The sequence below is a fragment of the Kribbella sp. NBC_01484 genome (genome assembly GCF_036227145.1).
Classification (GTDB): domain Bacteria; phylum Actinomycetota; class Actinomycetes; order Propionibacteriales; family Kribbellaceae; genus Kribbella.
Genome location: NZ_CP109437.1, coordinates 3,550,668 through 3,565,319 on the forward strand (window position 1 = coordinate 3,550,668; position 14,652 = coordinate 3,565,319).

The 14,652-nt window shown below is 69.1% G+C and carries 13 protein-coding genes; 5 read left to right on the top strand and 8 right to left on the bottom strand.

The genetic code is table 11. The features are described from left to right. Positions 1-115: 115 nt before the first annotated feature. Positions 116-1,660 carry an aldehyde dehydrogenase family protein gene (locus OG555_RS17530; RefSeq protein WP_329483968.1) on the bottom strand — a complete coding sequence of 515 codons (1,545 nt, stop codon included), beginning with the start codon at positions 1,658-1,660 and terminating at the stop codon, positions 116-118. 32 nt (positions 1,661-1,692) lie between these two features. After that, positions 1,693-2,274, bottom strand: a complete 582-nt coding sequence (locus OG555_RS17535; protein ID WP_329483969.1) for a hypothetical protein — start codon at positions 2,272-2,274, stop codon at positions 1,693-1,695. A gap of 88 nt (positions 2,275-2,362) precedes the next feature. Between OG555_RS17535 and OG555_RS17540 the strand changes: the two genes are divergently transcribed. Beyond that, on the top strand, positions 2,363-2,842 hold the full coding sequence (locus OG555_RS17540) for a J-domain-containing protein (protein ID WP_329483970.1): 480 nt from the start codon (positions 2,363-2,365) through the stop codon (positions 2,840-2,842). Here OG555_RS17540 and OG555_RS17545 read toward each other — a convergent pair. Then, the gene (locus OG555_RS17545) at positions 2,835-5,006 is read right to left on the bottom strand and encodes a thiamine pyrophosphate-dependent enzyme (protein WP_329483971.1); all 2,172 of its coding nucleotides are present in this window, start codon (positions 5,004-5,006) and stop codon (positions 2,835-2,837) included. The genes OG555_RS17540 and OG555_RS17545 overlap by 8 nt on opposite strands. A 148-nt stretch (positions 5,007-5,154) precedes the next feature. Between OG555_RS17545 and OG555_RS17550 the strand changes: the two genes are divergently transcribed. Then, a complete protein-coding gene (locus OG555_RS17550; protein WP_329483972.1) occupies positions 5,155-5,817 on the top strand; it encodes a hypothetical protein in 663 nt (220 codons plus the stop codon). A 29-nt stretch (positions 5,818-5,846) separates the two neighbouring features. Here the strand turns inward: OG555_RS17550 and OG555_RS17555 are convergent, their stop codons facing one another. From OG555_RS17555 to OG555_RS17565, 3 genes are all read right to left on the bottom strand, one after another. Further along, positions 5,847-6,713 carry a hypothetical protein gene (locus tag OG555_RS17555; protein ID WP_329483973.1) on the bottom strand — a complete coding sequence of 289 codons (867 nt, stop codon included), beginning with the start codon at positions 6,711-6,713 and terminating at the stop codon, positions 5,847-5,849. 87 nt (positions 6,714-6,800) lie between these two features. Beyond that, the gene (locus tag OG555_RS17560; RefSeq protein WP_329483974.1) at positions 6,801-7,604 is read right to left on the bottom strand and encodes a sigma-70 family RNA polymerase sigma factor; all 804 of its coding nucleotides are present in this window, start codon (positions 7,602-7,604) and stop codon (positions 6,801-6,803) included. 101 nt (positions 7,605-7,705) lie between these two features. Next, positions 7,706-8,620, bottom strand: coding sequence for a DMT family transporter (locus OG555_RS17565; RefSeq protein ID WP_329483975.1), 915 nt, complete (start codon positions 8,618-8,620; stop codon positions 7,706-7,708). Between OG555_RS17565 and OG555_RS17570 the strand changes: the two genes are divergently transcribed. The 3 genes from OG555_RS17570 (at position 8,619) to OG555_RS17580 (ending at position 11,894) form a co-directional block, all read left to right on the top strand. Then, entirely contained in the window at positions 8,619-10,040 is a 1,422-nt protein-coding gene (locus OG555_RS17570; RefSeq protein ID WP_329483976.1) for an aminotransferase-like domain-containing protein, read from the top strand. The two genes, OG555_RS17565 and OG555_RS17570, sit on opposite strands and share 2 nt — an antisense overlap. 43 nt (positions 10,041-10,083) lie before the next feature. Then, a complete protein-coding gene (locus OG555_RS17575) occupies positions 10,084-10,809 on the top strand; it encodes an NIPSNAP family protein (protein WP_329483977.1) in 726 nt (241 codons plus the stop codon). A gap of 149 nt (positions 10,810-10,958) precedes the next feature. Then, positions 10,959-11,894 (top strand): serine protein kinase RIO, encoded by a 936-nt coding sequence (locus OG555_RS17580; protein ID WP_329483978.1) that lies wholly within the window; start codon positions 10,959-10,961, stop codon positions 11,892-11,894. On the opposite strand, the gene OG555_RS17585 is transcribed toward OG555_RS17580, so the two are convergent. Further along, positions 11,878-12,969, bottom strand: coding sequence for an alpha/beta hydrolase (locus OG555_RS17585; protein ID WP_329483979.1), 1,092 nt, complete (start codon positions 12,967-12,969; stop codon positions 11,878-11,880). The genes OG555_RS17580 and OG555_RS17585 overlap by 17 nt on opposite strands. Then, the gene (locus OG555_RS17590) at positions 12,966-14,630 is read right to left on the bottom strand and encodes an FAD-binding dehydrogenase (protein WP_329483980.1); all 1,665 of its coding nucleotides are present in this window, start codon (positions 14,628-14,630) and stop codon (positions 12,966-12,968) included. The genes OG555_RS17585 and OG555_RS17590 overlap by 4 nt, the downstream gene beginning before the upstream one ends. Positions 14,631-14,652: the final 22 nt, after the last annotated feature.

The following is a 14,652-nucleotide window of genomic DNA, read 5'->3' on the forward strand; positions in this document are numbered from 1 at the left end:
CCCCGAGCCCCGGTGCCAACTGCCGGGGGGCTTGAACAGCTTCTGGTGGGCCAGGACAGGTTATTTCGTGTCCGAGGACCCGAGTGCATGTCCCAGCCCCCCAAATGCGGTCTCGTCACGGCAGCCGATAGTCGAGATCAGCCTCGACCGTCTCGACGTCCATCTGCGCCTTCTGCAGCTTGCCGGAGTAGTCCCAGTTCATCGACTGCCAGCGGGTGAACTGGTCGAGCACCCAGATCCCGCTCTGCCGGGAGCCGTTGCCCGACTTGCCGTTGCCACCGAACGGCAGATGCGCCTCGGCGCCGGAGGTCGAGTTGTTCACACTCACCATCCCGGCCGAGATCCCCTGCGCGAACCGGAACGCCTTGTTCGGATCGGTGGTGTAGATCGAGCTGGACAGGCCGTAGCCAGACTTGTTGCCAAGGGCAATCGCCTCGTCGAGCGTCGTGTACGTCGCGACCCCGACGACGGGACCGAAGGTCTCATTCAGGAACAACTCGTCGTCCGGCCGCACGCCGGCCACGATCACCGGGTGATAGAACAACCCGGCCGACGGATCGCCGACGAAACCGGCCCGCGGGTGCTCCGCGGTGACCCGTCCGGTCGCGCCGATCACCCGGTGGTGGGCCGCGATCCAGCCCAGCGACTTCTCGAACCCGGCCGCGAACTTCTCGTCCAGCAACGGACCGAACAGCACGTCCTGCGTCGGATCGCCCATCGCCGCACTCGCGACCGCCCGGCCGAACCGGTCGAGGAACTCGTCGTGCACCGACCGGTGGACGATCGCCGTACCGAGTGAGGTGCACCGCTGACCCGCCGTACCGAAGCCGGAGAACAGGGCGCCCTCGACGGCCAGGTCGAGGTCGGCGTCCTCGGTGATCACCATCGGGTTCTTGCCGCCGAGCTCGAGGCAGGGTGTCTGCAGGTGCCGGCCGCAGAGTTCGCCGATCCGGCTGCCGACCGCGCTCGACCCGGTGAAGCCGACCTTGTTGATCAGGCCGGCCCGCAAGGCCTGCTCGAGTCCGGTGAACGTGTCCGGCCCGTCGGCGTACACGACGTTGAAGACGCCCGCGGGTACGCCGGAGTGCGCGAAGATCTCGTAGAACGCGTCGGAGACCACCGCGGAGTACTCCGCCGGCTTCCAGACGACCGTGTTGCCGCAGAGCAGCGCGGGGACGATGTACCAGGACGGTACGGCGACCGGGAAGTTGCCGGCCGTGATGACCGCGACCGTGCCGACCGGGCGGCGGAACGTGAACAGCTGCTTGTCGGGCATCTCGGACGGGACGGTCTGCCCGTACAGCCGGCGACCCTCGCCGATGAAGAAGTCGCAGGTGTCGATGATCTCCTGGACCTCGCCGCGCGCCTCCGCGATCGGCTTCCCGATCTCGCGCGTGACGAGTGCCGCGAGCCGCTCCTTGTTGGCGGTCATCAGCCGACCGACCGCTGCGATCACCTGCCCACGCTGCGGTGCCGGCGTCGCCGCCCACGCGCCCTGTGCCGCCCGGGCCGCCTCGGCCGCGCGCACGAACACCTCAGGCCCCACACTGCCGACCGTCCCCACGACATCGCTGAGCTGAGCCGGGTTGGTCGACGGAGTACGCCGTACCGCTTCCGCCACTCGCTCGCCACCGACAACGGACAGCACCTCGAGGGCCATGCGGCGTCCCCTTCCTGGTAGGAGCTTCCACCTTATGTGCGGGGCGGCACCTTGTGGTCGGGGTAGAGATCTGGGATCGGGATGGGCATCCGCCAGAGCCGGGACTCGGGGTGGATCATGCCGTGGCGGACAGCGACGTACCGGAGCAGGCGCAGCGGGCCGGCGATCAGGATGAACGCGAGCGGGAGCTCGACCAGGCACGCGCTGAGCAGCGCCTGGGTGAGGTCACCGCCGCGCTGACTCGTCATCACATCGAACCAGGCGTCGCAGATCAGCAGCACCCCGGAGGCGAACGCGGCCGGGAAGACGAACTGCTTGCGCTTCCAGCCCGCGAGCGCGGTCAGGGTCAGCATGGCGACCAGCAGGATGTCGAACCCGACCCAGGTCGCGACCCAGTTCCGCGCGACGTAGTGGCTGGGCAGGGTGATCGCCAGGTAGACGGTCCACGGGATCAGGGCGGCCACGCAGACCAGCATCAGCGCGGTCCGGAACTTGCGGATCCGGTCGATCGCGCGCCGCGACGGCATCCCCGGCGGGCGGGGCGCCAGCCGCAGGATCAGGTCCCGTCGCTCGGCCGGTGTCATCGCCGCGATCTCTTCGTCGGTCAGGTCCACCTCCCCAGTATGTCTTGTGATTGCATTCACAAGCCGATAAACTGAGCCGCGCGAAGCAACTGTCGATGAGGACAGATGGAGTGTGGGTATGACCGAGCGCAAGCCACCGGGCATGAGTACCCAGGATTGGGTCCGGGCCCAGGTCCAGCAGGCCGCGAATGCGGGCGAGTTCGACAACCTGGCGTTGGCGGGCAAGCCGCTGACCAAGTTGGCCGCTCCGCACGACCCGGACTGGTGGGTGAAGGACTTCATCCGCCGCGAGCAGATCGAGACCGACGCGCTGCTGCCGCCGGCGGTGCTGCTCCGCAAGGAGAAGCAGAAGGTGCAGGAGACCGTCGCGCGGATGCGGCGCGAGTCGGAGGTGCGGGACTACCTCGCGGATCTGAACAAGCGCATCCTGATCAGCATCCGCGACACCACCGGCCCGGTCGTTCCGGTCGGCACGGTCGACGAGGAAGCGGTCCTGGCGCAGTGGAAGGCCGAGCGCCCGGAGCCGGCCCGCCCACAGTCGGTCGCCGAGCCTGAACGGCCGGCCAAGAAGTCGTTCTGGCAGCGGCTGTTCAGCTGAGCAGTTCGCGGGCCGCGGTCTCGATGGTCTGCTCGCTGAGCAGGACGTGGTGGGCGGCCGCGCCCAGCGGGACGTAGGAGTCGTGGCTCGTCACCCGGGCCAGCCGACCGGTGTAGCCGTGGTCGATCAGGGTGGCCAGGACGCCTTCGGAGACACCGCCGGACCGCCGGGTCTCGTCGACGACCAGCACCCGGCCGGTTGTAGTTGCCTCGCGCAACAGATCGTCGACCGGCAGCGGCGCCAGCCAGCGCAGGTCGAGGACCCGGATGCCCGGCACCCGGGCCGCCACCCGCAGACTCATCGGCACGCCGTTGCCGAACGTCACGACGGTCAGCTCCGTCCCGTCGCCGTACGTCCGGCCGCGCCCGATCGGCACCGGCACGTCCGGGTACGACGCCACCCACTGGTCGTCCCCGTCGTCGTACAGATCGCGCCGGTGGTAGAGCGCGATCGGCTCGAGGAACACGCTGACCGTGCCCGACGATCGCGCGGCCGCCGCGCAGGCATGCAGCATCGCGGCCGCGTCGTCCGGCCGGGACGGTGACGCGATCACGATCCCGGGGATGTCGCGGAGGACGCCGATCGCGTCGTCGTTGTGGAAGTGGCCGCCGAACCCCTTCTGGTAGCCGTAGCCGGCGACCCGCAGGACCATCGGGTTCGCGTACTGCTCCTGGGAGAAGAACTTCAGCGACGCCGCCTCGCCGCGGAGCTGGTCTTCGGCGTTGTGCAGGTAGGCGAGGTACTGGATCTCCGGGATCGGCAGCAGTCCCGAGACGCCTGCGCCCAACCCCAGGCCGAGAATGGACTGCTCGTCCAGCAAGGTGTCGAACACCCGGGCCGGGCCAAATGACTTCTGCAGTCCGCGCGTGACGCCGTACACCCCGCCCTTGCGGCCGACATCCTCGCCGAAGACCATCGCCTCCGGGTAGGACGCGAGTACGTCGCTCAGGGCCTGGTTGATCGACTGGCTCAGGGTCAGCCGCTCCGTCGTCTTCGACCGTTGAGGCAACGAGGTCGCGACGGCCTCCGGGTCGGGGAAGCGCAGGGGCGCGGCGACGGCCTCGGCCGACGACAGCTGCGGCAGGCCTGCGACCTCGGCGGCGATCCCCATCGCCTCGGACCGCTTGTCCTCGTAAATCTCGATGACGTCGTCCGCTGTCAGCCCAGTGCCGAGGAGCAGGCGCGCCGTACCGAGGAGTGGGTCGAGCTCCTCGTCCGCGGCCAGCTCGGCGGGACTCCGGTACGCCGCTTCCACATCAGAGCCGGCGTGGCCGAGCAGGCGGACGGTGCGCAGCCGCAGGAAGGCCGGTCGCCGATTGCGCCGGACGAAGGTGGCCGCCTCTGTCGCGATGGTCAGCGTCGCGGCGAGGTCCGTGCCGTCGGCGTCGAAGTACCGCAGGCCGGGTCGCTGCCCGTACGCCTGCCGGATCCAGCCGTCCGGGGTGCGCACGCTGATGCCGATGCCGTTGTCCTCACAGACCAGCAGCAGCGGCATCGGCAGTCCCTGGTACGACGCGTGCAGGGCGGCGTTGATCGCGCCGGTCGCGGTGGAGTGGTTCGCGGAGGCGTCGCCGAAGCTGGTCACCACGATCGCGTCGGCCGGCCACGGCGACGGTACGCCGAGCTTTCCCGACCGGTTCAGCGAGAACGCGACGCCCATCGCCCGTGGCAGGTGGGATGCGATCGTCGAGGTCTGCGGGATGATCGCCAGGTCGTGCCGGCCGAACACCTTGTGCCGGCCGCCGGCGATCGGCTCTGTGGTCGCCGCCGCGACGCCGAGGAGGATGTCGCGGAGGCCTTCCTTCGAGCCGCACTGGTCGGCGCGGGTGAGGTAGAAGGCGCCGGACCGGTAGTGCAGGAGCGCCGGATCCGTCGGTCGGAGAGCGGCGGCGACGGCCGCGTTTCCCTCGTGGCCGGCCGAGCCGATCGTGTAGAACCCGCTGCCCTGCGACTGCATCCAGCGCGCCGCCAGGTCCGCATGACGACTCCCGAGCTGAGCGTCGTACAGGCTCCGCAGCAGCTCGGTGGGCTGGTCCCACGGGGCCGGCACGAGCCCACGTACCCGCTCGGCGAACCGCTCGTCGACCGCGTTCACGCGCACCACTCCAAGCTCCTCATCAGTTCCATGATCGGCGAAGAACGCCCGGACCACAGCTTCGCCCACGGACTGAGCACCCATGCTCGACCCAGCCCGGGTCCATCAGGAGTCGATTGATGGGGCGGGCTCAGGGAACCGTGACGGGGGGTGGTTCGTTCTCCGGGGTAGCGGGTGTCTGTGAGGTGAACGTGTCGGCGGTGAGTGAGTAGTGGTGATGCGTCTTTCCCCGGTGGTGCGGCGGATAGCGATCGCGGCTGGTCTGGGGGTGGGGACCACCGGGGTGCTGTCCGGCATTCTGCTGCTGGGTCCGCTCGCCTCGTCGATCCTGCTGGCCGTCGTGTTCGCGCTGGTGTGGCCGCTCGCCGCGGTGATCCGGCAGGTGAACGACGATGCGCCGTTCCAATCACCGGTGATAGTCGCGGCCGCATCCGCGGCCGCCGTGCTGTGCCTGCCGGGGCTGGTGCGAATGCTGGCGTGGGGTGCGCTCGGGCTGGCGGCGGCGCTGGTCTTCGCGGCGGTGTTCGTGCTGATCGACCTCGTCGTACCGGAGCGGCGGCCGCGGCTGTCACGGCAGCAGCGGACGCTCACGCGGATGAGTGAGACCCACTTCTTCGAGGACGAGGCGCTGATCGCGTCGCTCAAGTGCCCGCTCAGCATCGAGGAGCTCTGCGGAGTCTGGGCCGAGACCGCCACCCAGCTCGCGCAGGGCGCGGGACCACGGGATCGCCAGGCGGTCGCCGAAGTACGCCGGATCTGCCTGGACGAATTCGAGCGCCGCAACCCCGACGGCTTCCACCGTTGGCTCGACGCCGGCGCCCCCGCCAACCCGAGCAGCTATCTGCTACCTACGCCGGGAGACGGCCCCACAGCCCTCTGACCAACGAGCCCGGCCGGTACCCAGGTCAGTCAGAGCCGGTTGTAGCGCTTCCGTGCCTCGCGGCTGTGTTTCTGGGCGTCGCGGGCGGCTCGCCGGGCTTCGTCCAGTTCGGCGCCGAGTCGTTTGACCTGCTCCTGGGCCGCGGCCAGCGCTTCGCGGGCGTCGTCGAGCTGGTTGTCGAGGTCCTCGACCGTCGCCTCGGCCGTCTGGGCCGCGGTGACCGCGTCCTCGAACGCCTGCTTGGCCTTCGCCTTCTCGGCGGCCTCGCGTTCTTCCGCTTCGCGCTCCGCGGCCTCCCGCTTGCCGCGCGTGGCGGCCGACTCCTTGTCGGCCTCGGACTGCTGCGCCTTCCGGCGGTCGCGGGCGGCCTGCCGGCGTTCGTCGGTGAGCGGGGTGACGTTGGAGGGTTCGCCGTTCTCGTCGACGACGCCGAAACCGACGTGCCGCAGCGCGCTGCTCAACCGGCCTTCCCGCAGCGCGTCACCCGCGGCCGGATCGATCAAGGCGGCGTCGAGTGTCTCGCGCAGCTTCTGACCGACGTCGGCGCTGACCTTCTGGCCTTCGTCCGAGGCCAGCCGGACAGCCTCCTTGGACAGCTTGTCCAGCAGTTGGTGGCGTTTCGGCGTCAGGTCCCGGAGCCGGTCGCCGTCGAGATCGGCGGTCGCCTCGCGGAACTCGTCGCCGAGCGCGAGCAGATCGTCGAGCTCGTCCGGCAGGCTCCGGGCGACCAGGTTCGCCACCCAGGCGGCGACCGTCGGCTTGCGCATCGCCTTCAGCCGGGTCGACCCGAGCTGATCGCCGTCAGCCTTCAGCTGCTTGGCCAGCTCGTTGCGAGTAGCAATGAAGTCGGCGGCCGGCGCCGCGTAGAGCGCATCCGCCGCCTCCTCGAAGTCCACGCTGCCGACGCTACCGTACCGACGAGCGGGTAGTGGTCGCCGTCAGCCCGCCGCGTGAGTCGTCTCCCCGCGTGGGCTCGCAGGCCACTACCCGTTCTTCGGTACGCCGTCCGGTGCGGCCAGATCGGTGCGGAGCCGGTCGAGGATGCCGCGCAGCAGGCGGGACACCTGCATCTGGCTGACGCCGAGCTCGTGGCCGATCTCTTCCTGGGTGAAGCCGTTGCGGAACCGCAGCTCGAGGATGCGCTTGTCCCGGTCCCCGAGACCGGCGACGGCCGGCGTCAGGGTGTGCACGTTCTCGACCAGGTCGTACCCGTCCTCGGCGTCGGCCACCGTGTCGAGCAGGCTGGTGCCGCCCTCGGGCGCACCGGGCGCGTCCAGCGACAGCGTGCTGAAGCAGCCGCGGACCGAGCTGGCCTCGGCGATCTCGGCCGGATCAGTCCCGAGTGCCGCGGCGGTCTCCTCGTCGGTGGGGACATGCCCGAGGCGCTGGATGAGTTCGGGCTCGGCGGCGGCGATGCTGCCCTGCATCTCCTGGACCCGCCGCGGCGGCCGGACGGTCCACGCGCAGTCGCGGAAGTACCGTTTCAGCTCGCCTCTGATCGTCGGTACGGCGTACGACAGGAAGGCTGTGGACGCGTCGATCTTGTAGCCGTTGGCGGCCTTGACCAGGCCGAGGTAGGCGACCTGCTCGAGGTCGTCGGAGTCCACGCCCTTGCTGCGATACCGCGACGCGATCGAGCGGGCCACCGGGGCGTTCAGGATCACGACCTCGTCCAGGAGTTGCTGATGGCGCGGATCCGGTGTGCTGCCGGCTTCGAGCAGGAGTTCATGGGTGGTGTCGGCGATGCGCTGTTTGGAGTCCTCAGTGCTGGGAGCTGCGGTCGTCACGGGAGAAACCTCGTCGTGTCGTCGTGCAGGTCGGTGGCATCACGGCTGAGCCACTACCTCCACCAGATCAAACTCGGGCGCCGCTTTCAAGTACTCAGCTCTTACACGTGTTTGAAACGAGTGCGTTGTGTGACGACGATGCAAAGAAGTACGACGACCGCGGTGATCGGAGCGGTCAGCGGGAGGTGCTCGTTCATCAGCAGCACCGACCACACCAAGGTGAGCAGGGGCTGGGCGAGCTGCAGCTGACTGGCCTTCGCGACGCCGATGATCCCCATGCCGCGATACCAGACGACGAACCCGCCGAGTTGCGAAATCCCAGCGATGTAAGCAAGGCCGACGAGACTCGACAGTGTCGGAGCGAAGCGTTCGTGCGGTACGGCGATCAGCGTGATGGCGAGGCTGATCGGCAGGGCGAGCACCACGGCCCAGGCGATCACATGCCAGCCCGGCAGATGCCCGGCGAGCCGGCCGCCCTCGGCGTATCCGAGCGCGCAGACCAGCAGCGCCGCGACGAGATACAGGTCGGCGATCGACACGCTGCCGTGGTGCTGGGTCAGCGTGAACACGACGACCGCCGCCGCGCCCACGCCGGCCGCACCCCAGAACATCCCGGGCAGCCGCTTTCGCGTCATCACCGCCGAGGCGGAGGCTGTCGCGATCGGCAGCAGCCCGACCACCACCGCCGAGTGCGCGGTCGTCGAGGTCTGCAACGCCAACGTGGTCAGCAGCGGAAACCCGATCACACACCCACCCGCAACAACCAGCAGCCCGGCCAGATCCCGCCGCTCCGGCCACCTGACCCGAAGCACACCCAGCAGCCCAGCCGCGAGCATTCCCGCCAACAGCCCCCGCGCCCCGGTCGCGGTCCACGGCCCCATCCCTCGAGTCGCCCAGACAGTCGCCGGAAAGCTGAGCGAGAAAGCAGCCACCCCGGCCAACGCCGCGACCGTCCCGGCCCCGATGGGCGGTATCGCTTTCCGCTGGGCGACAGTAGCGCTATCGTGACTTGTCATGGACCACGATAGCAGTCTGGGTGTGGTGGTCGGCCGGTTGCGGGCGGAGGTGACGTCCGCCGGGCCGGGTGGGCGGTTGCCGTCCAGCCGTACGTTGGTGCGGCAGTGGGGGATCAGTCCGGTCACGTTGTCGCGAGCGGTCACCGTGTTGATGGCTGAAGGGGTTGTCAGCTCGCGGCCCGGGGCGGGCGTGTTCGTCAGCGAGCGTGCGCCGCGCCGACCGGCGACGTCGGCTGACCTGTCGTGGCAGGAGGAGGCGCTCAGGACGAGTCGGCCCGACATCGCGCCGATGATGCTGATGCTGGCGGCTCCCGCCGAAGGGGTCGTCGATCTGTCGACCGGTTACCTGCACGAGTCGCTTCAGCCGAGCAGGGCGCTGGCGGACGCGATCGGACGGGCGGGACGCCGGCCCGGGACCTGGACGCGTGCGCCGGCTGATGGGCTCCCCGAACTGCGGGCCTGGTTTGCGGCCGACATCTGTGGACGAGAGGGCCCTATCGGTGCGAACGACGTGCTGATCAGTTCAGGCGGCCAGACCGCGCTGGTGACCGCGTTGCGAGCCTTGACCGATCCTGGTCAAGCAGTGCTGGTCGAAGCCCCGACGTACCCGGGAACGCTCGCGGCTGCCGCCGCGGCCGGCCTGCGGACAATCCCCGTCCCGGTCGACGCGGACGGCCTCCGCGTCGAACTCCTCGAAGAGGCGTTCGCAACCTCAGGCGCCCGCGTGCTGGTCTGCCAACCACTGTTCCAGAACCCGACCGGTGCCGTACTCGCGCCGCCGCGCAGAGCGCGCTTGATGGAAGCGGTCCGCGCAGCCGGCGCCTTCGTCATCGAGGACGACTTCACCCGCCGCCTGGTCCACGATGACGCGCCCGACCTGCCCCAACCGCTGGCCGCGGACGACCCCGACGGTCACGTCGTCCACATCCGGTCGCTGACCAAACCCACCTCGCCGAGCCTGCGCATCTCCGGTCTCACCGCGCGCGGAGCGGCGTACGCGCGGCTCCGCGACACCCATGTGATCAACAGCTTCTTCGTACCCAGGCCGATGCAGGAGACCGCACTGGAGTTGATGACGTCACCGTCCTACGCGACGCACCTCCGCCGACTGGCGGCGGCATTGCGGGAGCGACGGCAGACGTTGACGCAGAGCCTGGCGGAGCGGAGTCCGCACCTGACGATCGACGCGGTCCGGCCCGGCGGCTATCACCTCTGGACCACACTGCCCGACGGAATGGTCGACGATCAGGTCGTCGCCGAAGCAGTTCGCCAAGGCGTCTCGGTCAGCCCGGGGCGGAACTTTTACCTGCCCGGCGGTCCGACCCGGCATCTGCGATTCAGCTATGCGGCCGCGGCGTCCGCCGACGAGATCGTCCGCGGCGTCGAACGACTCGACCAGGCGGTGCGGAAATTGCGCTGAAGCCTGACAGCTTCTGTCAGGTTTCCCTGATTGACTCACGCCCATGGACGAGTGCTGCGCCGTGGTCGACCTGCGTCAGTACACGCTGCATCCCGGGCGGCGTGACACCTTGGTCGAGGTCTTCGACGACCACTTCGTCGAAGGGCAGGAAGCGGCCGGGATGCACATCGTCGGTCAGTTCCGCGACCTCGACGACCCCGACCGGTTCGTCTGGATCCGCGGCTTCGCCGACCTGCCCACCCGGGCCCAGGCGCTGAACGCGTTCTACTACGGCCCGATCTGGCGTGAGCACGCCGCGACCGCGAACCAGACGATGATCGACTCCGACAACGCGCTCCTCCTCGAACCGCTGCACCTCGGCCCGGCCTACCCGCGCCTGGATTCACCCCGCCCACCAAGAGGTACGACGGAGGTCCCCGGCTCGATCGTCGCCGGAGCCGTGTACCACCGGGGTTCGCCCGACGACGGCTTCGTCGAGTTCTTCACCGATCACGTCGTACCGGCGCTGACCGCCACCGGTGCCGAGCCGGTCGCGGTCTTCGAGACTTTGGTTGCCGAGAACAACTTTCCGGCGCTGCCGCTGCGGGACGAGGTCGTGCTCGCGTGGTTCGCCCGGTTCGACGACGAGGCGGCGTACGACGAGCATCGCCGGCGGCTCGCGGTGTCGGAGGTGTGGCAGCGGCAGGTGCTGCCGGAACTGGTCTGCCGGTCGGCCTCACCAGCCCAGGAGCTCCGCCTCCGGCCGACCGCGCGTTCACAGCTGCGATAAATACGTTGCGCGCCCGGGAGCGGGCGTGCATGCTGGTTCAGCCGAGCGGCGACGAGCGCTGCCTGGACCTAAGGAGGGCTGACGGATGGCCATCACTGTGCTGCGGCATGTCCGCGTCAGTCTCACCTCAAGGTTCAGGAGCACACCAGATGTCTTCCGACGTCTTTCGTACCGAGCACGACCTTTCTGACAACTTCCCCGACTTCGACTCCCGCTGGGCCGATCTGACCCGCGACGAGTCCGAACCCGATCCCGCCGACGCGTTCGTCTTTCACTTCCAGGAAGTGGAAGAGACGCTGGGATCGGATCAGCGGTGGTCCACCTGGCTGGACGTCGAGCGCGGTTCTCGCGGCCCGGATCCACGACCCGACTGGGTCGTGACGGAACAGGCCGCGATCGACACCGAGCTCGGCGTCCTCAAAACCGGCAAGGAAGCCGACGTCTTCCTGGTCGAGCGCGCCGTCGAAGCCATCGGCGGCAACCCGGCCCGTTCCTCGCTGCTCGCCGCCAAGCGGTACCGCACCGAGGAACACCGGTCCTTCCATCGCAGTACGTCGTACGTCGAAGGGCGCCGTACCCGCAACAGCCGGGACACCCGCGCGATGGCGAAGAAGACCTCGCACGGCCGCAGCGTCGCCGCAGGGCAATGGGCGGGTGCCGAGTGGGGTGCGCTGTGCCAGCTGTGGAAGGCCGGCGTCCCGGTGCCGTACCCGGTGCAGGTCGACGGCACCGAGTTGCTGATGGAGTTCATCGACGACGGTGAGGGCGGTGCCGCGCCGCGGCTCGCCCAGGTCCGGCCGTCGAAGGAACTGCTCGGTCAGTACTTCGAGCAGGTCCGGCACGGGATGCGCGAGTTGGCCAGGGCGGGGTTGGCTCATGGCGACCTGTCGCCGTACAACGTCCTCGCCCAGGGGGATCGGATCGTGATGATCGACCTGCCTCAGGTCGTCGACATCGTCGGCAATCCGAAGGGCATGGACTTCCTGCTCCGGGACTGCCACAACATGGCGACCTGGTTCACCAACCGCGGGTTGGAGATCGACGAACAGGAGCTGTTCGCCGATCTGCTCAGCATGGTGTTCTGATCGCCTGCTGCAGCAGGGGGACGAGCGGTACCAGCTGGTCGGGGTAGACGTCGACGAGACCGTCGAGATGGTTGCCCGCCTCGACCCGCTGGTACGTGTGCAGGCCGGTCGGGGCTGCCAGCTCCGCGTAGGCATCGGAGTTCTGCGTGATCGGGAGCAGGCAGTCGTACGTCCCGTGGATCGTGTGCAGTGGCTTGCCGATCTTCCCGGTCAGCGCGAAGCGCGCGATCGCCCGGTGCGCCTCGGGCCGTTGCAGGTAGTCGTAGTCGGCTTCGCCGCCCGAGTACGACGGATCGAGTTCGGCGGTGTAGATCCGTTGGGTCAATGGCCAGTAGACCGTGTAGTGGTACTCCCAGAGGAAGTCCGACCGCGGATCGAAGCCGGCCGCCGTGATCAGCTCCGGGGATTGTTGCTCATAGCCCCTGATTGCCAACGGCAGAGATCTGAACGGGTTGGGCCCGTCCACCGTCCACAACGTCCCTTCCAGGTCGACGCCGCGGGTGTAGAGCTCCGGATGATTCTCGAGTTGCCAACGGACCAGGTATCCGCCGTTCGAGACACCGGCCGCGATCACTTCGTCGGCCGGCCGGCCGTAGTGCTGCGCGACGGTCTCCCTGGCGGCCAGGGTGAGCTCGGTCATCCGGGCGTTCCACTCGACGATGGCGTCGCCCGGTTCGCGGCTGCCGGCGAAGAACTCGGCGCCGGTGTTGCCCTTGTCGGTGGCGGCGTACGCGTAGCCCAGCGAGAGGACGTAGTCGGAGATCGCCGTGTCGTTCGCGTACTGCGCTCGCACGCCGGGTGCACCGGAGACGACCAGGCTGCCGTTCCACGTCTCCGGCAGCCGGATGACGAACTGGGCGTCGTGGTTCCAGCCGTGGTTGGTGTTCGTGTGCGTGCCGGACGGGAAGTAGCCGTCGAGCTGGATGCCCGGCACACCCGAGTGCGTGGGCAGACCGGCGTGGGTGGTACCTACATAGTCCGCCGGGTTCGTGTGGCCGGACGCGACGGTGCCGGTCGTGGTCAGGTCGTCCAGCTCGGCGAGCTCCTGGTGCTCAGCGCCCGGGACGCGAGTCAAGAGCTGGCCTTCGCTGCCGCGCGTCCCGCCGTACGTCCGGTGAAGAGGCAGCCGCCGACGAAGGTGCCTTCGAGCGAGCGGTAGCCGTGGATGCCGCCGCCGCCGAAGCCGGCCACCTCGCCGGCCGCGTAGACACCGGGCAGCGGCGTACCGTCGGTGCGCAGCACGCGGGAGTCCAGGTCGGTCTGCAGGCCGCCGAGCGACTTGCGGGTGAGGATGTTCAGCCGTACGGCGATCAGCGGGCCGGCCTTGGGATCGAGGATGCGATGCGGTGACGCGACCCGGATCAGCTTGTCGCCGCGATAGTTCCGGGCACCGCGCAGCGCGGTGATCTGCAGGTCCTTGGTGAACGTGTTCGTCAGCTCGCGGTCACGGGCGACGATCTGCCGCTCCAGGTCGTCCAAGTTGATCAGGTTGTCGCCGGTCAGGTCGTTCATCCCGCGGACCAGGTCCGGAAGGTTGCCGCGGACGACGAAGTCGGCACCCTTGTCCATGAACGCCTGCACCGGGGCGGTCGCACCGCCGCGCGCCCGGCCGAGCACACCCTTGATGTCCTTGCCGGTCAGGTCCGGGTTCTGTTCCTGGCCGGAGAGGGCGAACTCCTTCTCGATGATCTTCTGGGTGAGCACGAACCAGGTGTAGTCGTACCCGGTCGTCATGATGTGCTCGAGTGTCCCCAAGGTGTCGAAGCCGGGGAACAGCGGCACCGGCAGTCGCTTGCCGGTGGCATCGAACCAGAGCGAGGACGGACCGGGCAGGATCCGGATCCCGTGCATCGGCCAGATCGGGTCCCAGTTCTGGATGCCTTCGGTGTAGTGCCACATCCGGTCGCGGTTCACGTACCGGCCGCCGGCGTTCTCGGTGATCGCGAGCATCCGCCCGTCGACGTGCGCGGGGACGCCGGAGATCATCCGCTTCGGCGGCTCACCCATCCGCTTCGGCCACTGCGCGCGGACCAGATCGTGGTTGCCGCCGATGCCGCCGGACGTGACGATCACCGCCTGGGCGGTCAGGCTGAAGTCGCCCACCTCGACGCGTGAACTCGAGACCCCGCGCTCGACGTCGCTCGGCTCCAGCACCTTGCCCGCGACGCCGTCGACCACACCGCCGGTGACCGTCAGCTCGTCGACCCTATGGCGGAACCGGAACTCGACCAGACCCTTCGCGACCGCCTCCCGGACCCGCCGTTCGAACGGCGCGACCAGCCCCGGCCCGGTGCCCCAGGTGATGTGGAAGCGGGGCACCGAGTTGCCGTGACCGTCGGCGTTGTAGCCACCGCGCTCGGCCCAGCCGACCACGGGGAAGAACCGCACGCCCTGGGCATGCAGCCACGGGCGCTTCTCACCGGCCGCGAAATCGACGTACGCCTCGGCCCACTGCCGGGCCCACCTGTCCTCGTCGTCGAGCCGGTCGAACCCGGCCGAGCCGAGCCAGTCCTGCAGTGCGAGGTCGCGCGAGTCCTTGATCCCCATCCGGCGCTGCTCGGGGGAGTTGACGAACATCAGTCCGCCGAACGACCAGAACGCCTGGCCGCCGAGGGACGCCTCCGGCTCCTGGTCCAGCAGCAGCACCTTCCGGCCCGCGTCGGCCAGCTCGGCCGTCGCGGCCAGCCCGGCCAGTCCCGCCCCGACAACGATCACATCGGCGTCCATGGTGTCCATGTATAGCGCAATTGAAAGGATG